This is a genomic window from Pseudomonas sp. TMW22091 (assembly GCF_022496705.1).
Lineage (GTDB): Bacteria > Pseudomonadota > Gammaproteobacteria > Pseudomonadales > Pseudomonadaceae > Aquipseudomonas > Aquipseudomonas saxonica.
The window spans coordinates 1-24116 of sequence record NZ_SCFI01000002.1 but is presented as its reverse complement, the minus strand read 5'-3'; the positions used below and the strand labels follow the sequence as shown (position 1 = coordinate 24116).

The following is a 24116-nucleotide window of genomic DNA, read 5'->3' as shown; positions in this document are numbered from 1 at the left end:
GGTGAGGGCAGGCCTTACCTACCCCCGCAAGCGACCACTGCCAATGCTCACACCCAGCGTATGTATGGCCCCCGGCGCCAGCGTTATCACATCGTCCATCACATTGGCCGTTTCGATGCACAGCATGCGCTGCCAGCCATCTGCGGCCATATCGCTGAACGTGGCGGTTTTGTCGATCCACGGGTTCCAGATCACGGCAGAGTTCGAGCCACAACTGGTCAGTTCAATGCGGCGCGACCAATCGGGATCGATGATGCTCAGATGCTTAGGGGTGTTGAGATAAATGCGATCGGTCTCGCCAGTAAAGGTTAAGTCCCCCGCTTGCTGAACACGTTTCCAGTCGTCCAGTGTTTCGATATAGGTCAGCCCGTCGACGCCTTCGACCTTAACCTTGCGCACATCGCTGACCGCAAAGTAGCTGTGCAGCGCTTGGCTGATACTGACCGGGGTGCTGCTGCGGTTGTGGCTGGTGAGGCTGATGTGCAGTTGCGAGTCCAGACTTACAGTCATCGTCAGCTCAACATCATGTGGCCAGCCGGGCAGGCCGCCTTCAACATGCGGCAGCCTCAATTCGACACGCAGTGCTTCCCCGGCATTATTAATCTCAACCAGTTCCCACTCACGGGTGCGCACCAGGCCGTGGGCCGATGCGGGTTCATCCGACTTGCGCATGGCTTGAACGCTGGCCGGGTTGAGTGCCAGATTGCCAAACCATGGCCAGCACACCGGCACGCCGGTGCGAATACCTTTGCCGTGCTTGTACTGAGCTTTCTCATTGAGCCAGATAATCGGCGGCTCATCGCCCACTTGATAGCTGAGCACTTGAGCGCCTTGTTTGGCGATCAAGAGTTGTGCCTGCCCATGCTGGAAGTGCCAGCACTCCAGTTCGTCCAGGGTGACTGACTCAATATGATGCATGACAGGCTCTCTGTTTCAGTAGTAAGGACGGCAGTAGACCAGCAATTAGCGACGAGGTTTAACCGCGAGATGGAACTGCGCGCGTACGACCGCTGCCATCAATCGCCACGAATACAAATACTGCCTCGGTAACTTTGCGCCATTCGCTGGACAGCGGGTCGTCGCTCCATACTTCAACCATCATCTGGATTGAGCTGCGGCCAATTTCCAGTGCTTCGGTATAAAACGATAACTGAGCACCGACGGCCACAGGAACCAGAAACGCCATACGATCAATCGCGACTGTGGCTACACGGCCGCCGGCAACTTTACTGGCCATTGCGGTGCCCGCCAGGTCCATTTGAGACACCAGCCAACCACCGAAAATATCGCCAAAGCCGTTGGTCTCACGGGGTAGGGCAGTGATTTGCAAGGCCAGATCGCCCTGCGGAATTGGATCTTCTTGTTCGAGCTCTAACATGCCGAAGGGCCTCTGACCCGTGATTCATTAAGGTAGTGCGGGTGAATAAGCGTCTTTAGAAAAACGATTCAGCCCGAACATACTACGTTCGTCACGTTCTTCATAAGCCGCGCTAAAGAAAACTCTGCGAAATCGGCTGGAGATGCCCAGCAGGCGCTTTCGCACAGCAATCTTAATGTTTCAGGATGTTTGTGCGGTCAACGAGTATATCGGGGGATAGCCGGGCCGACGACCTTCTGATTCTGCTTTTTGAGTGCGTCATGCGTCTAGCTCTACGCATTTGCAAACAATTTGTTATCTTTCAACGCCTGTCTAGCCCCTGCCGGTGCAGTTGCAGCTTGCGCCGAGCCTAATAAGAGATACCTGACCTCATGATCACCGAAGCTTCCAGTGCTGCGCCGCCATCGCGGCCGTTAACCCGTAATGATTACAAAACCTTGTCGCTGTCTGCTTTGGGTGGTGCGCTGGAGTTTTACGATTTCATTATTTTTGTGTTCTTCGCCACCGTGGTCGGGAAATTATTTTTCCCGGCGGATATGCCCGAGTGGCTGCGACTGATGCAAACCTTCGGCATTTTCGCCGCTGGCTACCTTGCCAGGCCGTTGGGTGGCATTGTCATGGCGCACTTCGGCGATTTGCTGGGGCGTAAGAAGATGTTCACCTTGAGCATCTTTATGATGGCGGTGCCGACGTTGATCATGGGCTTGCTGCCGACCTATGAACAAATTGGCATGTGGGCGCCGATTCTGTTGCTGTTGATGCGCGTTATTCAAGGTGCAGCCATTGGTGGCGAAGTGCCGGGGGCTTGGGTGTTTGTTGCAGAGCACGTCCCCCCACGTCACGTGGGCTATGCCTGCGGCACGCTGACCTGCGGGCTGACAGCGGGCATTTTGCTGGGCTCGCTCATGGCTACCGCGATCAATTCGATTTATACCCCGGCTGAAGTGTCTGATTACGCGTGGCGGATCCCTTTCTTGATGGGGGGTGTATTCGGCCTGTTTTCGGTATACCTGCGCCGTTGGTTGCACGAAACGCCGGTGTTCGCCGAACTGCAACTGCGTAAGGCGCTGGCCGAAGAAGTACCGCTCAAAGCTGTACTGCGTGAGCATCGCGGGGCCATTGTTATTTCAATGCTTCTGACCTGGTTGCTGTCTGCCGGAATCATCGTGGTCATTTTGATGACCCCGACCGTTCTGCAAACGGTGTACGGGTTTTCCGCCACTACCTCGCTGCAAGCGAACAGTTTGGCGATTGTGTTCTTGAGCGTGGGCTGCATCGCTTCGGGTGCTCTGGCTGATCGCTTCGGGGCGGGCAAGGTGTTTGTCATCGGCTGTGCCGCATTGCTGATCACCTCGTGGACGTTCTATCACAGCCTGCTGCAACACCCGGACTGGCTGTTCCCGTTGTACGCGCTGAGTGGTTTGTTTGTTGGCACCATCGGAGCAGTACCCTATGTGATGGTTAAAGCCTTTCCGGCGGTGGTGCGTTTTAGCGGCTTGTCGTTTTCCTATAACTTGGCCTACGCCATCTTTGGGGGCCTGACGCCAATGGCAGTGACGCTATTGTTGAAAGAAAGCCCGATGGGCCCGGCGTACTACGTAGCAATCATTTGCACGATGGGGCTGCTGGTGGGCGCGTATTTGTGGAAGAAAGGTCGCTGACCTGTCGTCACACTGTCTTGCCCTCTCCCTCGAAAGGCCATCATTTTTCAACGAATGATGGCCTTTCATCTAATTGTCACAATCGGTTCATAGAGTGGTCACACGGCCTGCTGATACTGGCCACCGATTCTTCTAACCCCGTTTGCTAGGAGTAAGGCATGAAACTGAAGCGTGTGATGGCGGCCCTGACTTTTGTCGCCGCAGGCGTTGCAACTGCGAATGCGGTTGCCGCGGGTGTTGATCCGGCGATCCAGCCGTACGTTAAGACCACTGGTGTGTCGGGCAACCTTTCCAGCGTTGGTTCCGATACCTTGGCGAACTTGATGACGCTGTGGGCTGAGGCGTACAAAAAAGAATATCCAAACGTAAACATCCAGATTCAGGCTGCCGGTTCCTCGACCGCGCCTCCGGCCATCACTGAAGGCACCGCTAACCTGGGCCCGATGAGCCGCAAGATGAAAGATAACGAGCTGGCTGCCTTCGAACAGAAGTACGGCTACAAGCCAACCGCTATCCCGGTGGCGGTCGATGCATTGGCCGTGTTCGTGCACAAGGACAACCCGATCAAGCACCTGACCATGGAACAGGTGGATGCGATCTTCTCTTCAACCCGTCTGTGTGGCGCCAAAGCTGACGTTAAAACCTGGGGTGATCTGGGTGTGACCGGCGACCTGGCCAACAAGCCGGTGCAGCTGTTTGGTCGTAACTCGGTCTCCGGCACTTACGGTTACTTCAAGGAAGAAGCGCTGTGCAAAGGCGACTACAAGCCTAACGTGAACGAACAACCAGGCTCGGCTTCGGTTGTACAGTCGATCAGCAGCTCGCTAAACGGTGTGGGTTACTCGGGCATTGGTTATAAAACCGCCAGTGTAAAAACCGTGCCTTTGGCTAAAAAGGGCAGCACAGAGTTCGTCGAAGACACCGAAGAAAACGCACTGAACGGCAAATACCCGCTGTCGCGTTTCCTCTATGTGTATGTGAACAAAGCGCCGAACAAGCCGTTGAACCCGCTGGAAGCCGAGTTCATCAAGCTGGTGCTGTCCAAGCAAGGTCAGGAAGTGGTCGTGAAAGACGGTTACATCCCGCTGCCAGCCAAAGTCGCCGCAAAAGCCTTGGCTGACCTGGGTCTGAAAGAAGGTAACTAAACCCGTAGCAGTTGCCGAAGGCGACGTCCGATCGCGCAGCGATCGCAAGAATAAAGCATGCGGTTTAACTGAAAGCCCGCGTGACTGAATTTACGACGGCTACGCCGCCGGACGCCGCCTGCAGCAGCTGCTACGAGTTTGAGCATTATTGGTTTCACCACAGTTTTTCACTCCGCTGCCAGCACCGTTGGGCGGCGGATTTTTTGCGTCACCGCTTTGTCATCTTTCTGTCATACAGGACCGCTAGGGTGTGCGCATGAATGATCTGGCCAATTCCCCAATGACTACGACTTCCGCTCCCAAGCGCATTGATTTCAATACGCCTGAACTGCAACGCAAGCGGCGCATTCGCGCGCTTAAAGATCACCTGACCCGCTGGTACGTGTTTGTTGGCGGTCTAGCTGTGCTCGGTGCAATCACCCTGATTTTCTTCTTCCTCGGCTATGTGGTTTTCCCGTTGTTTCAGGGCGCAGACCTCACAGCCAAACAGGCGATTACCCCGGTGTGGATGCAAGATGCCGGCAAGCCGCTGATGCTCTCCGTCGAGGAGCAGAATCAGGTGGGTATGCGGGTCTCCGATCAGGGCTTGGTGTTGTTCTTCAATGTGAAGAACGGCGATGAGCTGTCGCGGGTCAATTTGCCGCTGCCGGCAGACACGCACGTCACATCGATTGGTGAAGACCAACCGGGTAACCCGGTGGTGGCGCTCGGCTTGTCCAATGGTCAGGCGCTGGTGTTCCGCCACACTTACCGGGTCAGCTATCCGGACGGTAAAAAGACCATCACCCCGGCCGTTGAGTACCCCTATGGCGAAACGCCCATTGCGCTCGACCCGCAAGGGCGCCCACTGGACCACGTTAACCTGAGTGTCAATGATTCGACGCTGGTGGTGGCAGCTTCCACGGGCGCGCAATTGAATGTGGTGTCGCTGGCCAGCGAAGAAAACATGATGACCGGCGAGGTGACGAACTCCGAAACCCGCATTGACCTGCCGCAGATGACTGAGCAGGTGAAAGCTCTCTATGTCGACCCGCGTCAGCAATGGTTGTATGTGATCAATGGTCGCGCGCAAGCCGATGTGTTCAGCCTGCGCGACAAGAGCCTCAACGGGCGGTACAAGCTGGTTGATGATGCCACGACCGAAATTACCGCCAGCACTCAGTTAGTAGGCGGTATCTCGCTGATCTTCGGCGATTCTACGGGTGGTCTGAGCCAGTGGTTTATGGCTCGCGACCCGGATGGCGAGCAACGCTTCAAGCATATCCGCAGTTTCCAGATGGGCACTTCACCGATCGTCGAGATCACGGCCGAACAGCGTCGCAAAGGCTTCCTGGCCCTGGATGCGGCCGGTGAAATCGGTGTGTTCCACAGCACCGCGCACCGTACCCTTCTGGTAGAAAAGGTTGCCGAAGGCCCGGGTATCATGGCGCTGTCGCCCCGTGCCAACCGCATCATCGTGGAGGAGGGCGGCAAGCTTGTCCCTCTGACGCTGAAGAACCCGCACCCGGAAGTCTCCTGGAGCGCGTTATGGAGCAAGGTCTGGTACGAAAACTACGACGAACCTAAATACGTGTGGCAATCGACGGCGGCCAACACCGACTTCGAACCGAAGATGAGCTTGGCACCGTTGACCTTCGGCACATTGAAGGCGGCGTTCTACGCCATGCTGCTGGCGGCGCCGCTGGCCGTTGCGGCTGCCATCTATACCGCTTACTTCATGGCTCCGAGCCTGCGCCGCAAGGTCAAGCCGGTCATTGAATTGATGGAAGCGATGCCGACCGTGATCTTGGGCTTCTTTGCCGGCCTGTTTTTGGCGCCGTACGTTGAAGGCCACTTGCCGGGGATTTTCAGCCTGCTGATGCTGCTGCCCATCGGTATCCTGGTCGCGGGCTTCGCCTGGAGCCGCCTGCCTGAGTCGATCCGCCTGCGCGTGCCGGATGGCTGGGAAAGCATGATTCTGATCCCGGTTATCCTCTTTATTGGCTGGTTGTCGCTGTACATGAGCCCGTTTATGGAAGCGTGGTTCTTCGGTGGCGACATGCGCCTGTGGATCTCTCACGACCTGGGCATCACTTACGATCAGCGCAACGCGTTGGTGGTGGGTTTGGCGATGGGCTTTGCGGTCATCCCCAACATTTACTCGATCGCTGAAGATGCCGTGTTCAGCGTGCCGCGCGGCCTGACCCTGGGCTCGTTGGCACTGGGCGCCACACCGTGGCAGACCATGACCCGCGTGGTCATCCTGACCGCCAGCCCGGGGATTTTCTCGGCACTGATGATCGGCATGGGCCGCGCCGTGGGCGAGACCATGATCGTGTTGATGGCCACGGGCAACACGCCAGTCATGGAAATGAACCTGTTCGAAGGTCTGCGCACCTTGGCGGCGAACGTGGCGGTGGAGATGCCTGAGTCGGAAGTGGGCGGCAGTCACTACCGCGTGCTCTTCCTCTCGGCGCTGGTGCTGCTGTTATTCACCTTCATCATGAACACACTTGCCGAGCTGATTCGTCAGCGTCTGCGCAAGAAATATTCGTCGCTTTAAGGAAGGTAGAAGTCTGTGAAACAGAATTCCCTCAAAGGTTGGTTCAAGAGCGGCGCTCCCGGTGTGTGGATCAGCGGTGGTGCGGTGTCGCTGGCGGTGATCATGACCATTGGCTTGCTGGCAGTGATCGCTGTGCGCGGGCTGGGGCATTTCTGGCCTGCTGATCTGGTGCTGGCGCAATACAACGTGCCGGGCTCTGCCAATCACGTGGTGCTGGGCGAGGTGGTGCAAAAAGAAGAAGTGCCGCGCGAGCGCCTCAAAAGTGCCGGTCTACCTGTCCCTGATCAAGGCCCGGAGTTTATGACCCGCGAGCTGATCAAGGTGGGCAACCGTGACCTCAACGGCAACGACTTTACCTGGGTAGTGGGCGAATGGTTGACCAATCAGACCACGCCGCCAGAACTGTTAGCCATTGAGCGCCGCGAGTGGGGCAACTTCTACGGTTACCTGGTCAATGTGAAAGAAGACGGCAAGGTGGTCGCTGAAGGCGCTGCTGCCTGGCCAGAGCTGCAAGCCAGGGTCAAACGCGTCAATGACCTGGCCAAACAACTGAGCCAGTTGGAAAAGAAAGACATTGGCGCCATCAACTATGGGCTAGAGCGTATCCGTCTGCATGGCCGCAAGCTGGAGCTGGAAGGCAAGCTGACCCCACAGGCTCAAGCGGACATGGAAACCGAACGTGCCGAACTCAATGCGCGTTACAAAGCCATTGAGGATCGCTTGGGCGACTTGCACGCACAATTTAACCGCGACAGCCTGACAGCCCGCGATGCCAACGGCAAAGAGCTGGAAATCAGCATTGGCAAAGTGGTTAAGGCTTATCAACCGAACGCCATGAACAGCTGGCAGAAGCTGGCCATGTATTTCAGCAACATCTGGGAATTCCTTAGCGAAGACCCGCGTGAAGCCAACACCGAAGGCGGCATTTTCCCGGCGATTTTCGGCACCGTGATGATGACGTTGATCATGGCGGTGATCGTGACTCCGTTCGGCGTGCTCGCAGCGGTGTACCTGCGCGAATATGCCAAACAGAACACCCTGACCCGTGTGATCAGGATCGCGGTTAACAACTTGGCGGGTGTGCCGGCGATTGTGTACGGGGTGTTCGGTCTGGGCTTCTTTGTTTACGTGCTGGGCGGCTCTGTTGACCGCCTGTTCTTCGCCGAAGCCTTGCCAGCACCGACCTTTGGTACGCCTGGCCTGATGTGGGCGTCATTGACATTGGCGCTACTGGCTGTGCCTGTTGTAATCGTGGCCACTGAAGAAGGGCTGGCGCGTATCCCGCGTACGGTGCGCGAAGGTTCGCTGGCGCTGGGTGCAACCAAGTCCGAGACCTTATGGAAGATCGTGCTGCCTATGGCCAGCCCGGCCATGATGACCGGCATGATCCTCGCCGTGGCCCGTGCTGCGGGTGAAGTTGCGCCGTTGATGCTGGTGGGCGTGGTCAAACTGGCACCGTCGCTGCCCTTGGATGGCAACTACCCCTATTTGCACCTTGATCAGAAAATCATGCACTTAGGCTTCCATATTTATGACGTCGGGTTCCAGAGCCCGAACGTCGAAGCGGCACGGCCGTTGGTCTACGCCACGGCGTTGTTGCTGGTCATGGTGATTGCAACGCTCAACTTGTCGGCCGTGTGGATACGTAACCACTTGCGCGAGAAGTACAAGGCGCTGGAAAGCTAATAGATACGCCTCAAGCGGCAAGCTACCAACGGCAAGTCAATGCCGCCGCCGCTTTTGCTCAAAACTTGCAGCTTGCAGCTAGAAGCTTGCAGCTACGAACGGAGTGAGACCATGCAGCATGAAACCTCAACCCACGGCATTAATATGTCTGCCCTGGGTCGCACCAAACAGAGCCTGAACCTGGAAAATGAAGAAGTAGCCATTGAAGTGCCAGGCCTGAATCTTTACTACGGCGATAAGCAGGCGCTGTTCGACGTTAACCTGAACATCCCGAAGCAACGGGTGACGGCGTTTATCGGCCCGTCGGGCTGTGGCAAGTCCACCTTGCTGCGTACCTTTAACCGCATGAACGACCTGGTTGATGGCTGCCGCGTTGAAGGTGAAATCAACCTGTACGGTAATAACATTTACCGTAAGGGCGAAGACGTGGCCGAGCTGCGCCGTCGTGTCGGGATGGTGTTTCAAAAGCCCAACCCATTCCCCAAGACGATCTACGAAAACGTGGTGTACGGTCTGCGCATTCAGGGCATCAACAAAAAGCGCATTCTTGATGAAGCGGTTGAGTGGGCGCTTAAAGGTGCAGCCTTGTGGGACGAAGTCAAAGACCGCTTGCATGACTCGGCGCTGGGCTTGTCCGGCGGCCAACAACAGCGTCTGGTGATTGCCCGTACCATCGCGGTCGAGCCTGAGGTGCTGTTGCTTGATGAACCGTGTTCGGCATTGGACCCGATTTCGACACTCAAAGTCGAAGAGTTGATTTATGAACTCAAGTCCAAGTTCACCATCGTCATCGTGACCCACAACATGCAGCAGGCGGCGCGGGTGTCGGATTACACCGCGTTCATGTACATGGGCAAAATGGTGGAGTACGGCGACACCGATACCCTGTTCACCAATCCGGCCAAAAAACAGACCGAAGACTACATCACCGGGCGCTATGGCTAGACGCAGCTGCAAGCCGTCAGCTTCACGCGGCTAGAACATGCAGATCGGCGTTACGACACAATCAACTTGTAGCTTGAAGCTTGTCGCTTGAGGCTTTTGCGGAGCAAACCCATGATTTCAAAGGATGGCCTCACCCATCACATTTCCGCGCAGTTCAATGCGGAGCTCGAAGATGTACGCAGCCACTTGCTGGCAATGGGTGGTCTGGTCGAGAAGCAGGTTAACGATGCGGTCACGGCGTTGATCGAGGCCGATTCGGGTTTGGCGCAACAGGTACGTGAGGTCGATGACCAAATCAATCAGATGGAGCGCAACATCGACGAAGAGTGCCTGCGCATTCTGGCCCGTCGACAGCCTGCAGCCTCTGACTTGCGCTTGATCATCAGCATTTCCAAATCGGTGATCGATCTGGAGCGCATTGGTGATGAGGCGACCAAAATTGCCCGCCGTGCAATCCAGCTGTGTGAAGAAGGTGAAGCACCGCGCGGTTACGTTGAAGTGCGGCACATCGGCGATCAGGTGCGCAACATGGTGCGTGATGCACTGGATGCATTTGCCCGCTTCGACGCCGATTTGGCCCTGTCGGTGGCGCAATACGACAAGATCATCGACCGCGAATACAAGACAGCACTGCGTGAGTTGGCCACCTACATGATGGAAGACCCGCGTTCTATTTCGCGTGTTCTGAGCATTATCTGGGTACTGCGTTCGCTGGAGCGCATCGGCGACCACGCACGTAATATCTCCGAGTTGGTGATTTATCTGGTACGCGGCACCGACGTACGGCACATGGGCCTAAAGCGCATGAAGCAAGAAGTTGAAGGCACGGGCGGTGATAACGCTCATGTTGTGCCCCCGGCTGACGATAAATAAGACTGCCCGAGTCAAAAAACGCCCGGCTTAATGCCGGGCGTTTTGCTTTTCGGCGTTTATATTCAAGGCACATGGCTATCATTTGGCGCATGGTGGGCGGAATTTTAAGGAGCGGTCGATGAGCAAGGTCAGTGTGCTGGTGGTGGATGACGCGTCGTTTATTCGCGATCTGATTAAGAATTGCCTGCGTAATTATTTTCCGGGCATCAGGATCGAAGACGCCGTCAACGGCCGCAAAGCTCAAGCGCTGCTGGCTCGCGAGTCGTTCGACCTGGTGCTTTGTGATTGGGAAATGCCGGAGATGTCGGGTCTTGAGTTACTGACCTGGTGCCGTGAGCAGGATCACCTCAAAACCCTACCCTTCATCATGGTCACCAGCCGTGGCGATAAAGAAAACGTGATTCAGGCCATTCAGGCCGGAGTTTCGGACTTCGTTAGCAAGCCTTTTACCAATGAGCAATTGCTGACCAAAGTGAAGAAGGCGTTTACCAAAGCGGGTTTGCTGGACGCGGTGATGAGTAGCGCGCCTGCACGTACCAGTACCGGGTTCGGGAATGACTCATTGAACGCCCTTACGGGTGGCAAGGCTCAAGTGGTCGCGCCTGCTGCACGTCCGGCTTCGGCCCCGGCAGCACCCACCTCGCCACCCGCTGCCGCACAATCGCTGTCAGGCCGCGGGCAGGGACAACTCCGGCTGCCTAGCGGAACGCTGCCATGCGTCATCAAAGCGTTGAGCTTGAAGGAGGCGTTGCTGGTGGTACGTCGTGGCGATGTGCTGCCACAGGTGCTGGCGAGTGCAGTGTTGGACCTTGAGCAAGGCGAGAGCGCCGAGGTGGCGCGCTTAAATGGCTACCTGCACGCCATCGTGGCTTTCGAGCCCAAGCCCGACAGCGACTGGCTGCAATTAACGTTTCGGTTTGTGGACCAGGATGCCGAGAAAATGAACTACCTGTCGCGGCTGATTGCCTTCGGTACGGCGCAAAAGCACTTCGTACCGGGTGCGTAACACCGTTACCCAAATGGTGGAGCCGCTGCCGCAGGCTGCGATAAGGTCCGCAAGACCTTCGCTTTGGATTTAATAAAGCGGGTTGCTACGCAACCCATCGCAGCCTGCGGCAGCGACCGCAGGTGTTCAATTCAAGGCAACTGCAACCCGCCAGAGGCTTTATGCAACGCTCGCAGATGTTCACCAATCTGTTTGACGTTGGCTTCGGTGGCGGCAATTTCGGCGGCGCGAGAAGGCTCCAACAAGCTGCGTACCTCTTTGTCCAAATCACCGGTCAGACGCAGTAATTGTTGCTGGCGCTGGCTGCTCTCGGACTCAAGCATTTCCCACTCTTTGGCTTGTGGCAGGCCATAGCCACTGCTGCCCAACAATTCGGCCGGACGACTAAGAAAACCGCTACTGGCGAGAATTTCTTGCAAGGTCTTGTTGGCTTTATCCATGCCGCCATCTTTGAGTCCGCGGGCCCCCAGGTACTTCTGTTTCACCTCGTCCTGAGCCAGCAGGAGCTGGCGCCTGAAGCCGGCTTGCTCCAGCAGCAGTAGCGCTGCGCTGGCGCGTATATCCGCCTGTTCGATCCAGGGCCTGCGCTCATCTGCGTTCAAGGCCAGCCAGTCATCAACGTTGCTCTGCTTGATCGGCAACCGGGTCTTGAGCACGTCAAACATGGCCTGATAACGGTCTCGGTAGGAGTCGAATCGATAGCCTAAGCGCAGCGCTTCTTTCGGATCATCCAGCACGCTGGTGTCTGCCAGCCCGCGGGCCTTGAGCACGTCAAGCAGACCATTGGGCATGATGCTGTCCAGGCCCTGGAGCTGAGTGTTGCCGCTACCACTGCGCAACAGCTTGAGGGTCTCAACCGCACAGTTATTGGAAATAAAGTAATAGTCGCCGTCGTAACTCCAATGCATCTCGGCGGCGTGCTCGACCACCTCTTCAATTTCAGAGCGATTTAGATTGAGCGGCACAGAAGCCAGGCTGCGTAATTCTGTCTTGGTGTATTCATCGATGACTTGCGCCAAGGGCAGCACGAACAGCCGTGACGGGTAGGCCCCCGTCAGACCATCCCAGCTTGAAAGCTGTACGTCGTTCACGAATGCGCGGTAGGACAACACCAAGTGTTCCTGCAAATCCAGGCGGCAGTCGGGGCCACGTGGGCGGCCAGGAGCACAGATCACCAGGCGCAACATGCTGTGGCCCCAGCGGCTGGCCCACTCTTGGTTGGCTTCTGCCAGCAAGTAGTCAACGGCATACACACGCTCGGGATCGACGGTGCCCAATGGCTGTTTGCCAAAGTCGTTGCCGGCATTAAGAAAAGCGAATGCCTGGGGGCATTCGTCTTTGGCGGCAGGTGCCCAGCCAAAGTGCTCTTTGTAGTAGCGATACAGGGCCGGACGACGGCACGCGTAAGCCGGGTCGAGGAGAAAGTACTCCATATTGACCGCAACAAATTCTTTGGGGTTGGTGACTTCGTACAAATCGGGACTGCGAACAATCTGGTGGTTATCTTGCTCGCGTTCGCCACGGCGGCCTACATATTGCTGCCATCCGGCAAGGTCCAGCAGTCGAGGGTCATCACTGAGGGTAAAGCGTCGTTCGGTTTGACCCCGGCACTCATCGGGCAAGCCGATCAAGCCAGCACTGCTGCTTTGTCGAGTGCAACGCTGGATCAGAGTCCGTTGTGTGGCAGGCCAGAGGCGGGCGCGGTCATATAAGTGGGTCAATTCATGCAGCACGGTGGCGAGTAATTCGCGACGAACAGTGCCATGCGGGCGCTGGGTCTGCTGGGTTGCAGCTGATCCGTCTGTCAGCCCGGCCAGTAACTTGCGATTGAGGTCAAGTTCAGACACCAGAGACGCCTGTCCATAGGCGTTACTCGGCATGTCATCGGTCCAGCCCACTAGAATCTGACGATCCAGTTGCTCGACAAAGCGCGGTGGCAGGCTCTGCATGGCTTCATCCAGCAGGGCTTGACTAGCCTGCTGTTCGGCTGGGCTAAGGCCCCCGCTCTTGAGTTTCAGATGCAGAGCGGCCTGAGCGCTGCCAAGGGTAAGCAGCAGGCCACAGGCGGCTAGCCACCGCATTATCGACCTCACAGTGCGAGGATGGCTTCGGCGAGTTCTTGATCGCTGGCGTTGCGAGCCTCAGGTACACGGACGCGCAATGTATTAAAGGCTGATTCCAACTGAACCCCGCGAATCTCGCCTTTGCTGGCTACGAAAGTGGCGGCGTCGTCGTGGGCTTCGCGCACGACCTTAGAGTCGCGAATGGAGGTGGTAGTGTCAGAGGTGAAGTCGATGGTACGACCAAAAGCCCGAACAATGATGTTACTGGTCTGCACAACGGTCTGCGCGTGCGCGACTTCCGCGAGCAGCAACAGGCCAAGGGTGGCGACAATTAAAGGGCTACGCATGAAACTTCTCCAGAAAACACGGGTATTTATTGGACGAGGATTGCTTGTGCCAGTTCAAGGTCACTGGCATTCAATTTTGGCTGAGTATTGTGCAAATAGTGCAAGGCGGATTCCAGCGTTGAGCCGCGACATGTGCCATCAGTGGCAACAAAGACGGCGGCATCGTCCTGGGCGGCACGTATTAGTTTTTGATCGAAAGGCGCAGATGTCACTTTGCTGGTGACGTAACCACTGAGCACCACATTCTGGGTGGTCAGATCGAAGGCGAAGGCTGATGGAATACAGCAGAGTATGAATAGGGGCAGTAAGAAAAAACGCATGGCTCTCAAGGCTGTTTAAATGAGGCTCAAGGCTACTGGAGTAGAACCAGAAAGGCGTAAGGTTTTGTAGCCGCAGTGTTTAGCCGCGGCTACAACTTTACAGAATCAGATCGTCAGAATCGCCTGAGCCAGTTGTGCGTCAGTGGCTTGCAACTGGGGTGCTTGCTGACGAATGAATTCGAACGCGCTCTCAAGTCTCACGCCGCGAACGCTCCCTTCGCTGGCCACGAAGCTGGCGGCATCGTCACGGGCAGCACGGACAATCTTGTTGTCACGAAACGAGCCTGTAGCGTCAGAGGTCAGGTCTGTCGTTTGCTTGAGTGTGCCCACGATAGCGTCTGTGGTGACGATAAAGCTGGAGGCATTGGCGCCTGCGGCCAAGGTCAATAATGCAGCGGCGCTGAGAAGGCGAAGAGTGGGCATGGTGAAACTCCAGAACATGAGCTTATTAAAATAGGCAACTTCAAGTCGAATAGTAGGCGTACACCTGCGCATAGCAAAGATTGTTTTACTTTTTGCTGTAGGCAATGTGCTCTAGATCAGCCATTACCTAAACTGTACCTATCTAATTTCAATAACTATAAAACTGTACCTGTCGTGGGTTATCTCACCTTATAGGCCCCTGAAAACGACAAAACCCGTCAGCGGTTACCCGCGACGGGTTTTGTTTTTTCAATTCAGGGTGCTGGCAGTGGACCGGTGGTCAGGGCCAGCGAGCGCTGTTTAGCGCCAGAACGGCTTGCTCAACTCTTCGTAGCGTTGTGCTTCGCTAATCCCGGCGTCAGCCAGAAGACGCGAGTCCAGACGGGCCAGTTGATGGCGGCTGGAGATACGGCGCTGCCACAACATCAGGTTGGCAAGTACGCGCAGAGGCATTGAAGCCTGGGTGTTTACAGCATTGCTTTCGTTGAACAGATCGGAACTGAGTGTACGTTCCATGTCGGCATCCTTCCGCTTGTGGCGGCATTGGCTAGTGGTTTAACTGATGCCAATGATCCTCTTCTATGTCCAGACTCAGTAGATACAGTTCATCTGTATTGCGATGGGCCAGTTAACTGTTTACAGGTGCTGTATGGCTCAAAACGGGCAAAACTGTACCTGTCCGCACTTTTTTGGTGCGAAATTGGGGTTTTTTGAAGGCTTTGGGGGTGTTCTTCTGAGGAATGGACCAGTACAGCAGTACAGTTTTAGACAGTAGACATAAAAAAGCCGCTGCAAAAACCGAGTTTTTGTCAGCGGCTGTCTAGAACAAGTGTTACGGCAGCATTTTACCGGTTTCTTCCAGGTTGATATGCCAGCTCAGCGCTTCACGCAGGATATGCGGTGTATGACCGCCGATGGCGCAGGCCTTGGTGAAGTAATCGTTCAACGCATCGCGGAAGTCCGGGTGCACACAGTTGTCGATGATGACGCGTGCGCGCTCACGCGGTGCCAGGCCACGCAAGTCGGCCAAGCCTTGTTCAGTAACCAGGATATCCACGTCATGCTCGGTATGGTCGACATGGCTGACCATTGGCACAACGCTGGAAATGGCACCTGCCTTGGCAATCGACTTGGTGACGAAGATCGCCAGGTGTGCGTTACGGGCAAAGTCACCCGAGCCGCCGATGCCGTTCATCATCCGCGTACCGCAAACGTGAGTAGAGTTGACGTTGCCGTAGATGTCGAATTCCAGCGCGGTATTGATACCAATGATGCCCAAGCGACGAACCACTTCAGGGTGATTGGAGATCTCTTGTGGGCGCAGGACCAGTTTGTCTTTGTAACGCTCCAGATTGCCGAACACGTCCGAGTTACGACGTTCCGACAGGGTGATGGAACTGCCCGATGCGAAGCTCATCTTGCCGGCGTCAATCAAGTCGAAGGTCGAATCCTGCAGCACTTCGGAGTACATGGTCAGGTCTTCGAACGGCGAGTCGATCAGGCCGCACATCACCGCGTTGGCGATGTTGCCGATACCGGCTTGCAGTGGCCCCAGTTTGTTGGTCATTCGCCCGGCTTCAACTTCTTGCTTGAAGAAGTTGATCAGGTGGAAGGCGATACCGTCTGTTTCGCTATCAGGCACGGATACAGTAGACGGAGAGTCCGGCTTGTTAGTGATAACGATGGCTACGATCTTTTCCGCCGGGATCGCAATGGCAGTGCTGCCAATACGGTCATCAACCTTCACCAGCGGGATGGGTGTACGGGTCGGGCGGTAGGTCGGAATGTAGATGTCGTGCAGACCTTCCAGATTCGGATTGTGCGCCATGTTGATTTCGACGATTACCTGTTTGGCGAAAATCGCGAAGCTAGCGGAGTTACCTACAGATGTAGTCGGGACAATATGACCTTGTTCTGTAATGGCAACGGCTTCGATAACCGCGATGTCCGGCAACTTGAGCTGATTGTTACGCAGTTGCTCAACGGTTTCGGACAAATGCTGGTCGATAAACATCACTTCGCCAGCATTGATGGCTTTGCGCAGAGTGCTATCTACCTGGAACGGCATGCGACGTGCCAGTACACCGGCTTCGGTCAGCTGTTTGTCGAGATCGTTACCAAGGCTGGCACCCGTCATCAACGTGATTTTCAGTGGCGACTTTTTGGCGCGCTCGGCCAGTGCTTGCGGGACGGCTTTGGCTTCGCCGGCACGGGTGAAACCGCTCATGCCGACGGTCATGCCATCTTGGATAAGGGCGGCGGCTTCTTCGGCGCTCATGACCTTATCGTGTAGGGAGTTCAGACGAATACGTTCACGGTACATGGATTGTTATCTCAAGGAACGGAAGCAAGATGCGCAGTCTATTCATTTTCAAAGCCCCACGTCCCGCTACCATGGTCGAATGCATGGGGGCGGGGTAGAGCCTTTGGTCGGCTTCCTGCTGGAAATAAAAAACCCCGGTAATTTTAGCGCCGGGGTTTTCAGTGTTGAAGAGGCGGGGATGTTACTCGACCGCTTTGACCATATCTTCAATAACTTTTTTGGCGTCGCCAAACACCATCATGGTTTTATCCAGATAAAACAGCTCGTTATCCAGACCTGCATAGCCGCTGGCCATGGAGCGTTTGTTGACGATGACGGTCTTGGCTTTGTAAGCCTCGAGAATTGGCATGCCGGCAATCGGTGATTTCGGGTCATTCTTGGCCGCCGGGTTGACCACGTCATTCGCGCCCAGCACCAGTACCACATCGGCCTGACCAAATTCGGAGTTGATATCTTCCATTTCGAACACTTGATCGTAAGGCACTTCTGCCTCGGCCAGCAGCACGTTCATATGGCCAGGCATCCGGCCCGCGACCGGGTGAATCGCGTACTTCACGGTCACGCCGCGATGGGTCAGTTTTTCGGTCAGCTCTTTCAGTGCATGTTGGGCGCGCGCCACAGCCAGACCGTAACCCGGAACGATGATGACCGTATCGGCGTTAGTCAGCAGGAAGGTTGCGTCATCTGCGGAACCGGATTTAACCGGGCGTGCTTCTTGTGCACCTGCCGGGCCACCCACGTCGGTTGCACCACCAAAGCCACCAAGGATCACGTTGAAGAACGAGCGGTTCATCGCCTTACACATGATGTATGACAGGATTGCGCCCGAAGAGCCGACCAACGATCCGGCAATAATCAGCATCGAGTTGTTCAGCGAAAAACCGATACCGGCCGCTGCCCAGCCCGAGTAGCTGTTCAGCATCGACACCACGACCGGCATATCAGCGCCGCCAATCGGGATGATGATCAACACGCCCAGTACGAACGCCAGAGCCAGCATCAGGGCGAACGCCGAGAGGTTGCCGGTCAGCATAAAGGTGATGCCCAGGCCGAGAGTGACCAGCCCCAAGACCAGGTTCAGTTTGTGTTGCCCGCTGAACTGCACCGGAGCGCCTTGAAACAGGCGGAACTTGTATTTACCCGAGAGCTTGCCGAACGCAATAACAGAACCTGAGAACGTAATCGCACCAATGGCCGCGCCCAGGAACAGTTCCAGACGGTTGCCCGCCGGAATAGCGTCGCCCAAATGTTTAACAATGCCCAGTGATTGCGGCTCGACGACAGCAGCGATCGCAATGAAGACCGCTGCGAGGCCGATCATGCTGTGCATGAAGGCAACCAGTTCCGGCATTTTGGTCATTTCGACACGTTTGGCCATGATCGAGCCGGCTGTGCCGCCTACTAACAGGCCCACAATCACGTAACCAATTCCCGCCGTGGCAATTTCTGCGCCGAGCTTGTAGATCAAGCCTACGGTGGTAATAACAGCCAGGCCCATCCCAAGCATGCCGAACAGGTTGCCGCGGCGTGAGGTGGTGGGGTGTGACAGGCCTTTGAGAGCCTGAATGAAGCAAATTGAGGCGACCAGGTACAGAACAGTAACCAGATTCATGCTCATGGCTTACGCACCTCTTCTTTGGCTTTAGGTGCTTTTTTCTTGAACATTTCCAGCATGCGCCGGGTGACCAAAAATCCACCGAATACGTTAACGGCGGCCAACGCCACCGCCAGAGTGCCCATGGTTTTACCCAGTGGCGTGACGGTCAGCGCGGCGGCCAGCATGGCGCCCACAATAACGATGGCGGAGATGGCGTTGGTAACGGCCATGAGCGGCGTGTGCAGCGCAGGGGTTACGTTCCAGACCACGTGATAACCCACATAAATGGCCAGCACAAAGATGATCAGGTTATAGATACCGGGGGAGATGAGCTCTTCCATTGTTGTTGTCCTCAGCCGTTTTTGCGCACGACTTGACCGTCGCGGCACATCAGGCACGCAGCGACGATGTCGTCTTCAAGGTTGATCTGGAACTGCCCTTCAGGTGTGAAGACCAGCTTGAGGAAATCCAGCAGGTTGCGGGCATAGAGCGCAGAAGCGTCTGCGGCAACCATTGCTGGCAGGTTGGTGTAGCCGACGATGGTCACGCCATGCTCAACCACTACCTCATCGGCCACTGTTAGCGGGCAGTTGCCACCTTGAGCGGCGGCTAGATCGATCACGACGGAGCCGGGCTTCATTTGCGCTACGGTTTCTGCACTCAACAACACGGGCGCCTTGCGACCTGGGATCAATGCCGTGGTGATGACAATATCGGCCAGCTTGGCACGCTCATGCACGGCCTGGGCCTGGCGCTGCATCCAGCTAGCGGGCATTGGACGTGCATAACCGCCTACGCCGACAGCGCATTCACGCTCTTCATCGGTTTCGTATGGCACGTCGACAAATTTGGCGCCCAGGGATTCAATTTGCTCTTTTACAGCAGGTCGTACATCTGATGCCTCAATAACTGCGCCCAATCGCTTGGCCGTGGCGATTGCCTGCAAGCCGGCAACCCCTGCGCCCAGGATCAGGACTCGGGCCGCCTTCACCGTACCGGCCGCTGTCATCAGCATTGGCATGAAGCGCGGATAGTGGTGAGCGGCAACCAGTACGGCCTTATATCCCGCAATGTTGGCTTGGGATGACAGAACATCCAGGCTTTGTGCGCGGGAAGTCCGGGGTGCAGCTTCAAGGGAGAATGCTGTGATGCCATGCTCGGCCAGTTTGGCAATGGTTTCATTGCTGAACGGGTTGAGCATGCCGATGAGCACGGTTCCACTGTTAATGAGGGCAAGTTCGCTGTCGTTAGGGGCGACGACTTTCAGAATCAGTTCGGCGCCATACGCCTCTGCTGCACTGCCAATAGTCGCACCAGCGGCTTCATAGGCGCTGTCAATAACGCTGGCGTTAATGCCGGCGCCACGTTGAACAGTCACCTTATGGCCTTGGCCGATCAGCTTCTTGATGGTTTCCGGGGTTGCGGCAACCCGCGTTTCACCCTTCTGGGTTTCGAGAGGAACACCGATGTGCACGTCATATCTCCTGCGTGATCTTTTATAAGAAAGCCAGCGCACTGCGGATGGTGCGTCTGGGGCGGCCGATCAGCACGGTCCCTCTTTAATTTAGGAGGGGCGCCGCATAATGCAGGCGATTTTTTGGCCCTTCAAGAACTTATGGAGGATGACGACATCTTTACTACAAGTCATGCAGTGACCGAATGTCGCAACTAATCGCTGCAGACCTTTAACTACGTGGCTCTTGGCTTGAATAGATGTTTTGGTACGTTTTTTCACATTTCTTTTGGTTATCGCTGCATAACTTTAAGAAATACCCTGTAAGCCACGTGGTTACTGGTCTTCAGCAATGTCGAGCTAGACATTGGTATCGAATGCTGATATGCGACATTTACTTATATATGTAGTGCGTTTTTTGTATGCACTACATAATTTATCTGGACGATGCATCTTTTAAAGCGGGCTGTATCCAGCTGCTTGCTTGATCAGCCAGTCTCGGAAGGCGTGCAGTGAGGCGGACTCTATTTTTCTTTCAGGGATTATCAAGTAATACCCCTTGTTACTGAGCAAGCTGCGCTCATGCGCAATCACCAGGCGTTTCTCAGTCAGTTCACGCTGGATCAGAAAGGGTGGGATCAGGGCGACTCCCATTTGATGCATGGCCGCCTGTGCAAGCATCGAGAATAGTTCATAGCGCGGCCCTGTCATGTCGCGAGGCACATTCATGCCTTGAGCGTTAAACCACTGGCGCCATGCATAAGGGCGGGTGGTTTGTTGCAATAAGGGGAGGTCGGCCAGCGCTTGGGGGCTGAGGCTTTGCTGGTCGCCCAGCAATGATGGATGGCAAACAGGGACGGGGTTCTCGCCCATCAGGCGGTAGGAAGATGTGCCGGACCACTCGGCATCGCCGAAGTAGATGGCTGCGTCAAAGTCGGTGTCGGCGAAGAGGAAGGGGCGGGTTCGATTGGTAAGGTTGACCGTGACATCCGGGTGCTTGAGTTGGAAGTCCTTAAGGCGTGGGAGCAACCATTGCGTTCCGAAGGTCGGTACAACGGCCAGCTCAATGGCGTTGGCTCCTTGCTGGCCCATGACCGAGAGTGTGTCGCGTTCGACTGCATCAAGCTGAGTGGCTATCCGTCGACTGTAGGACAAGCCTGCTTCGGTCAGTTTTACACCACGCTTGGAGCGTCTGAACAACTCCACGCTCAAGAACTCTTCGAGGCTGGCAATTTGTCTGCATATGGCACCTTGAGTAAGAGAAAGCTCGTTGGCGGCCTTGGTAAAGCTCTCATGGCGAGCCGCTGCTTCAAAGCTGATCAACGCAGTTGTGCTGGGGATTTTTCGGCGCATGTACGGCTTCCTCACAAAAGGTCGTCAGATATGGCTTTATTGTTTGTTATGGAGTGAGAAATTATCACAAGCCCGTGCTGAATCCTCGTTTGTTCTTCTATATAGAGGGATCTAGGATCGGGTCACGGTATTCGATCAACTTCGCGAGGGTTCACTCATGGCGGGTAAGGCTAGCTTCAACTGGATTGATCCACTTTTGCTGGATCAGCAGCTCACTGAAGAAGAGCGCATGGTGCGCGACAGCGCCGAGCAATTCGCTCAGCACAAGCTGGCTCCGCGCGTACTTGAGGCTTTCCGTCATGAGAAGACCGACCCTGCGATCTTTCGCGAGATGGGTGAGACTGGCTTGCTGGGTGCAATGATTCCCGAGCAGTACGGTGGCAGCGGCCTTAATTACGTAAGTTACGGATTGATTGCGCGTGAGGTAGAGCGTGTTGATTCGGGTTATCGCTCGATGATGAGCGTGCAGTCCTCTTTGGTCATGGTGCCAATCAATGAGTTCGGTACTGAAGCGCAGAAGCAGAAGTATCTGCCTAAGTTGGCATCTGGCGAATGGATTGGGTGTTTTGGTCTGACAGAGCCTGATCACGGTTCCGACCCTGGGGCGATGGTGACTCGTGCGCGCAAAGTGGACGGAGGCTACAGCCTGACCGGCGCCAAGATGTGGATCACTAACAGTCCTATCGCTGATGTGTTTGTGGTGTGGGCCAAGGATGACGAGGGTGATATTCGTGGCTTTGTGCTGGAAAAGGGCTGGAAAGGTCTGAGCACGCCGGCGATTCACGGCAAGGTGGGTTTGCGTGCATCAATCACCGGCGAGATAGTGATGGACAATGTGTTTGTCCCTGAAGAGAACATCTTTCCGGATGTGCGAGGTCTGAAAGGGCCTTTTACCTGTCTGAACTCCGCACGCTATGGCATTGCGTGGGGGGCGCTGGGGGCTGCTGAATTTTGCTGGCACACCGCGCGTCAATACACGCTGGACCGCAAGCAATTTGGGCGGCCTTTGGCAGCTACGCAGTTGGTGCAGAAGAAGCTGGCAGATATGCAGACCGAGATCACGATGGCATTGCAAGGCTGTCTGCGCTTGGGGCGTATGAAAGATGAAGGTACGGCGGCAGTTGAAATCACCTCGATCATGAAGCGAAATTCCTGTGGGAAGTCACTGGACATCGCTCGTATGGCGCGGGACATGTTGGGGGGGAATGGGATTTCAGATGAGTTCGGTGTGGCGCGACATCTCGTCAACCTTGAGGTGGTCAATACCTATGAGGGCACGCATGACGTGCATGCTTTGATTTTGGGGCGTGCGCAAACCGGTCTTCAGGCGTTCTATTGATAGGAGCGCAGCGCATGGGTGCTCTATCGCATTTGCGGGTGTTGGATTTGTCGCGGGTATTGGCCGGGCCATGGGCGGGACAAATCCTGGCGGATTTGGGTGCTGAGGTGATCAAGGTCGAGCGCCCGGATAATGGCGATGATACGCGTGCCTGGGGGCCTCCGTTTCTTCGGGACGCTAATGGCGAGAGTACGGGCGAGGCTGCGTATTACTTGTCGGCCAATCGTAATAAGCAGTCGGTCACTATCGACTTCACCAAGCCTGAAGGTCAGCGGTTGGTGCGAGAACTGGCAGCGAAGTCGGATATCGTCATCGAGAACTTCAAGGTTGGAGGGCTTGAGGCTTATGGATTGGACTATGCGTCGCTTAGTGCGCTGAATCCTGAGCTGATTTACTGCTCTATCACTGGCTTTGGTCAGACAGGTCCTTACGCTAAGCGGGCGGGTTATGACTTCATGATTCAAGGCTTGGGCGGGCTTATGAGTCTGACTGGGCGGCCTGAGGGTGAGGAGGGGGCCGGTCCGGTGAAAGTAGGGGTCGCACTTACGGATATTCTGACCGGGTTATATTCAGCGGTCGCAATATTGGCGGCGCTGGCTCATCGCCAACATGATGGTGGTGGGCAGCATATCGATATGGCGCTGCTGGATGTTCAGGTGGCGTGTCTGGCGAATCAGGCGATGAATTACCTGACAACAGGCGTTGCGCCGCAGCGCCTTGGGAATGCGCATCCGAACATCGTGCCTTATCAGGATTTTCCTACCGCGGATGGCGATTTCATTCTCACGGTGGGTAATGACAGTCAATTTCGTAAGTTCGCGGCGGTTGCTGGGCGCGCTGAGTGGGCTGATGATCCGCGTTTCTCCACTAATAAGTTGCGCGTAGCGAATCGCAGGGAGTTAGTGCCTCTGATACGCCAGGCTACGGTGTTTAAGACCACGGCTGAATGGGTTGCGCAATTAGAGGCTGTTGGCGTGCCTTGTGGGCCGATCAATGACTTGGCGCAGGTGTTTGCAGATCCTCAAGTGCGGGCTCGGGGTCTGGCTTTGGAGTTGCCACATGTGTTGGCAGGCCTGGCTCCGCAGGTGGCAAGTCCGATTCGTTTGTCTAGGACGCCGGTTGAGTATCGCAATGCGCCCCCTTTATTGGGTGAGCATACCGGGGAAGTGCTGGAGCGGGTCCTGGGGCTGGATGCCAAGGCTGTTGGGGCTTTGCGTGAGTTGGGTGTGTTGTAGCTATATAAGAAGGAGGGCGTTAGCCCTCCTTCTTATATAGGAGAAGAGCGTGAATTTTGAGTTATTTGATAGAGAGCCTCAATTACCGCTTGACCTAGAATTCTAACGGCCTATAATTCGCCCCACTTCCGGCGCAGTCGAAACGGAAAACTCCTTGAGATTCAATGAGTTGTACAGTTTTCGGCAGTGTCAGCTTCAAGTCATCGAAGCAGGAAATGAGGTGTTGACAGCAGCGTGTAACGCTGTAGAATTCGCCTCCCGCTAACGAGAGATCGAAAGCGCAAGTGGTTGATGTTACAAAGGAAACTTTGAAAACATCTTAAAATAACCGCTTGACAGCAACAGAGGCTGCTGTAGAATGCGCGCCTCGGTTGAGCGAAAGCTTAACCAACCGCTCTTTAACAACTGAATCAAGCAATTCGTGTGG

At 55.6% G+C, this 24116-nt stretch carries 21 protein-coding genes; 9 read left to right on the top strand and 12 right to left on the bottom strand.

Going from position 1 to position 24116, the window contains the following annotated elements:
- Positions 1–18: 18 nt before the first annotated feature.
- Positions 19–918: a D-hexose-6-phosphate mutarotase gene (locus tag EQV93_RS03805; protein ID WP_240890903.1), complete on the bottom strand. Its 900-nt coding sequence runs from the start codon at positions 916–918 to the stop codon at positions 19–21.
- 58 nt (positions 919–976) lie between these two features.
- Positions 977–1378 (bottom strand): acyl-CoA thioesterase, encoded by a 402-nt coding sequence (locus EQV93_RS03800; protein WP_122783554.1) that lies wholly within the window; start codon positions 1376–1378, stop codon positions 977–979.
- A gap of 371 nt (positions 1379–1749) precedes the next feature.
- Here EQV93_RS03800 and EQV93_RS03795 point away from each other — a divergent pair, with 371 nt between their 5' ends.
- The 7 genes from EQV93_RS03795 (at position 1750) to EQV93_RS03765 (ending at position 11236) form a co-directional block, all read left to right on the top strand.
- Positions 1750–3039 (top strand): MFS transporter, encoded by a 1290-nt coding sequence (locus EQV93_RS03795; protein WP_122783555.1) that lies wholly within the window; start codon positions 1750–1752, stop codon positions 3037–3039.
- A gap of 158 nt (positions 3040–3197) precedes the next feature.
- The gene (locus EQV93_RS03790) at positions 3198–4184 is read left to right on the top strand and encodes a phosphate ABC transporter substrate-binding protein PstS (RefSeq protein WP_122783556.1); all 987 of its coding nucleotides are present in this window, start codon (positions 3198–3200) and stop codon (positions 4182–4184) included.
- Between the two features lie 256 nt (positions 4185–4440).
- The gene (locus tag EQV93_RS03785) at positions 4441–6726 is read left to right on the top strand and encodes an ABC transporter permease subunit (protein WP_146385787.1); all 2286 of its coding nucleotides are present in this window, start codon (positions 4441–4443) and stop codon (positions 6724–6726) included.
- A gap of 15 nt (positions 6727–6741) precedes the next feature.
- The gene (pstA, locus tag EQV93_RS03780) at positions 6742–8412 is read left to right on the top strand and encodes a phosphate ABC transporter permease PstA (protein WP_122783558.1); all 1671 of its coding nucleotides are present in this window, start codon (positions 6742–6744) and stop codon (positions 8410–8412) included.
- A gap of 111 nt (positions 8413–8523) precedes the next feature.
- Entirely contained in the window at positions 8524–9357 is an 834-nt protein-coding gene (pstB, locus tag EQV93_RS03775; RefSeq protein ID WP_122783559.1) for a phosphate ABC transporter ATP-binding protein PstB, read from the top strand.
- A 111-nt stretch (positions 9358–9468) separates the two neighbouring features.
- Positions 9469–10230: a phosphate signaling complex protein PhoU gene (gene phoU, locus EQV93_RS03770; protein ID WP_122783560.1), complete on the top strand. Its 762-nt coding sequence runs from the start codon at positions 9469–9471 to the stop codon at positions 10228–10230.
- A 118-nt stretch (positions 10231–10348) separates the two neighbouring features.
- Positions 10349–11236: a response regulator gene (locus tag EQV93_RS03765; RefSeq protein ID WP_240890902.1), complete on the top strand. Its 888-nt coding sequence runs from the start codon at positions 10349–10351 to the stop codon at positions 11234–11236.
- A 131-nt stretch (positions 11237–11367) separates the two neighbouring features.
- On the opposite strand, the gene EQV93_RS03760 is transcribed toward EQV93_RS03765, so the two are convergent.
- From EQV93_RS03760 to EQV93_RS03715, 10 genes are all read right to left on the bottom strand, one after another.
- Positions 11368–13317, bottom strand: coding sequence for an Lnb N-terminal periplasmic domain-containing protein (locus EQV93_RS03760; protein WP_272492537.1), 1950 nt, complete (start codon positions 13315–13317; stop codon positions 11368–11370).
- 8 nt (positions 13318–13325) lie between these two features.
- On the bottom strand, positions 13326–13646 hold the full coding sequence (locus EQV93_RS03755) for a DUF2388 domain-containing protein (RefSeq protein WP_122783563.1): 321 nt from the start codon (positions 13644–13646) through the stop codon (positions 13326–13328).
- 26 nt (positions 13647–13672) lie between these two features.
- The gene (locus tag EQV93_RS03750) at positions 13673–13966 is read right to left on the bottom strand and encodes a DUF2388 domain-containing protein (RefSeq protein WP_122783564.1); all 294 of its coding nucleotides are present in this window, start codon (positions 13964–13966) and stop codon (positions 13673–13675) included.
- A gap of 105 nt (positions 13967–14071) precedes the next feature.
- Complete coding sequence (locus EQV93_RS03745) at positions 14072–14389, bottom strand: DUF2388 domain-containing protein (protein WP_122783565.1); 318 nt, start codon at positions 14387–14389, stop codon at positions 14072–14074.
- Between the two features lie 300 nt (positions 14390–14689).
- The gene (locus tag EQV93_RS03740) at positions 14690–14905 is read right to left on the bottom strand and encodes a DUF1127 domain-containing protein (protein WP_122783566.1); all 216 of its coding nucleotides are present in this window, start codon (positions 14903–14905) and stop codon (positions 14690–14692) included.
- 316 nt (positions 14906–15221) lie between these two features.
- On the bottom strand, positions 15222–16712 hold the full coding sequence (locus EQV93_RS03735; RefSeq protein ID WP_122783567.1) for an acetyl-CoA hydrolase/transferase family protein: 1491 nt from the start codon (positions 16710–16712) through the stop codon (positions 15222–15224).
- 181 nt (positions 16713–16893) lie between these two features.
- Positions 16894–18330, bottom strand: a complete 1437-nt coding sequence (locus EQV93_RS03730; RefSeq protein ID WP_122783568.1) for an NAD(P)(+) transhydrogenase (Re/Si-specific) subunit beta — start codon at positions 18328–18330, stop codon at positions 16894–16896.
- Complete coding sequence (locus EQV93_RS03725; RefSeq protein WP_003438157.1) at positions 18327–18650, bottom strand: NAD(P) transhydrogenase subunit alpha; 324 nt, start codon at positions 18648–18650, stop codon at positions 18327–18329. The genes EQV93_RS03730 and EQV93_RS03725 overlap by 4 nt, the downstream gene beginning before the upstream one ends.
- 11 nt (positions 18651–18661) lie before the next feature.
- Positions 18662–19783 carry a Re/Si-specific NAD(P)(+) transhydrogenase subunit alpha gene (locus tag EQV93_RS03720; protein WP_122783569.1) on the bottom strand — a complete coding sequence of 374 codons (1122 nt, stop codon included), beginning with the start codon at positions 19781–19783 and terminating at the stop codon, positions 18662–18664.
- A gap of 435 nt (positions 19784–20218) precedes the next feature.
- Positions 20219–21115 (bottom strand): LysR family transcriptional regulator, encoded by an 897-nt coding sequence (locus tag EQV93_RS03715; protein ID WP_146385799.1) that lies wholly within the window; start codon positions 21113–21115, stop codon positions 20219–20221.
- Between the two features lie 157 nt (positions 21116–21272).
- Here EQV93_RS03715 and EQV93_RS03710 point away from each other — a divergent pair, with 157 nt between their 5' ends.
- Together EQV93_RS03710 and EQV93_RS03705 are read left to right on the top strand one after the other, a co-directional pair.
- Positions 21273–22454: an acyl-CoA dehydrogenase gene (locus EQV93_RS03710; protein ID WP_122783571.1), complete on the top strand. Its 1182-nt coding sequence runs from the start codon at positions 21273–21275 to the stop codon at positions 22452–22454.
- A gap of 14 nt (positions 22455–22468) precedes the next feature.
- Positions 22469–23689: a CaiB/BaiF CoA transferase family protein gene (locus tag EQV93_RS03705; protein WP_240890900.1), complete on the top strand. Its 1221-nt coding sequence runs from the start codon at positions 22469–22471 to the stop codon at positions 23687–23689.
- Positions 23690–24116 lie beyond the last annotated feature (427 nt).

Bases quoted from the DNA above. Each gene is read 5' to 3' on its own strand.
- EQV93_RS03795 (WP_122783555.1), top strand. From the start codon at position 1,750: ATGATCACCGAAGCTTCCAGTGCTGCGCCGCCATCGCGGCCGTTAACC.
- EQV93_RS03745 (WP_122783565.1), bottom strand. From the start codon at position 14,389: ATGCCCACTCTTCGCCTTCTCAGCGCCGCTGCATTATTGACCTTGGCC.
- EQV93_RS03705 (WP_240890900.1), top strand. From the start codon at position 22,469: ATGGGTGCTCTATCGCATTTGCGGGTGTTGGATTTGTCGCGGGTATTG.
- EQV93_RS03725 (WP_003438157.1), bottom strand. From the start codon at position 18,650: ATGGAAGAGCTCATCTCCCCCGGTATCTATAACCTGATCATCTTTGTG.
- EQV93_RS03730 (WP_122783568.1), bottom strand. From the start codon at position 18,330: ATGAGCATGAATCTGGTTACTGTTCTGTACCTGGTCGCCTCAATTTGC.
- EQV93_RS03715 (WP_146385799.1), bottom strand. From the start codon at position 21,115: ATGCGCCGAAAAATCCCCAGCACAACTGCGTTGATCAGCTTTGAAGCA.
- EQV93_RS03785 (WP_146385787.1), top strand. From the start codon at position 4,441: ATGAATGATCTGGCCAATTCCCCAATGACTACGACTTCCGCTCCCAAG.
- EQV93_RS03735 (WP_122783567.1), bottom strand. From the start codon at position 16,712: ATGTACCGTGAACGTATTCGTCTGAACTCCCTACACGATAAGGTCATG.
- EQV93_RS03790 (WP_122783556.1), top strand. From the start codon at position 3,198: ATGAAACTGAAGCGTGTGATGGCGGCCCTGACTTTTGTCGCCGCAGGC.
- EQV93_RS03800 (WP_122783554.1), bottom strand. From the start codon at position 1,378: ATGTTAGAGCTCGAACAAGAAGATCCAATTCCGCAGGGCGATCTGGCC.
- EQV93_RS03765 (WP_240890902.1), top strand. From the start codon at position 10,349: ATGAGCAAGGTCAGTGTGCTGGTGGTGGATGACGCGTCGTTTATTCGC.
- EQV93_RS03760 (WP_272492537.1), bottom strand. From the start codon at position 13,317: ATGCGGTGGCTAGCCGCCTGTGGCCTGCTGCTTACCCTTGGCAGCGCT.
- pstB (WP_122783559.1), top strand. From the start codon at position 8,524: ATGCAGCATGAAACCTCAACCCACGGCATTAATATGTCTGCCCTGGGT.
- EQV93_RS03740 (WP_122783566.1), bottom strand. From the start codon at position 14,905: ATGGAACGTACACTCAGTTCCGATCTGTTCAACGAAAGCAATGCTGTA.
- EQV93_RS03750 (WP_122783564.1), bottom strand. From the start codon at position 13,966: ATGCGTTTTTTCTTACTGCCCCTATTCATACTCTGCTGTATTCCATCA.
- EQV93_RS03755 (WP_122783563.1), bottom strand. From the start codon at position 13,646: ATGCGTAGCCCTTTAATTGTCGCCACCCTTGGCCTGTTGCTGCTCGCG.
- EQV93_RS03710 (WP_122783571.1), top strand. From the start codon at position 21,273: ATGGCGGGTAAGGCTAGCTTCAACTGGATTGATCCACTTTTGCTGGAT.
- phoU (WP_122783560.1), top strand. From the start codon at position 9,469: ATGATTTCAAAGGATGGCCTCACCCATCACATTTCCGCGCAGTTCAAT.
- EQV93_RS03805 (WP_240890903.1), bottom strand. From the start codon at position 918: ATGCATCATATTGAGTCAGTCACCCTGGACGAACTGGAGTGCTGGCAC.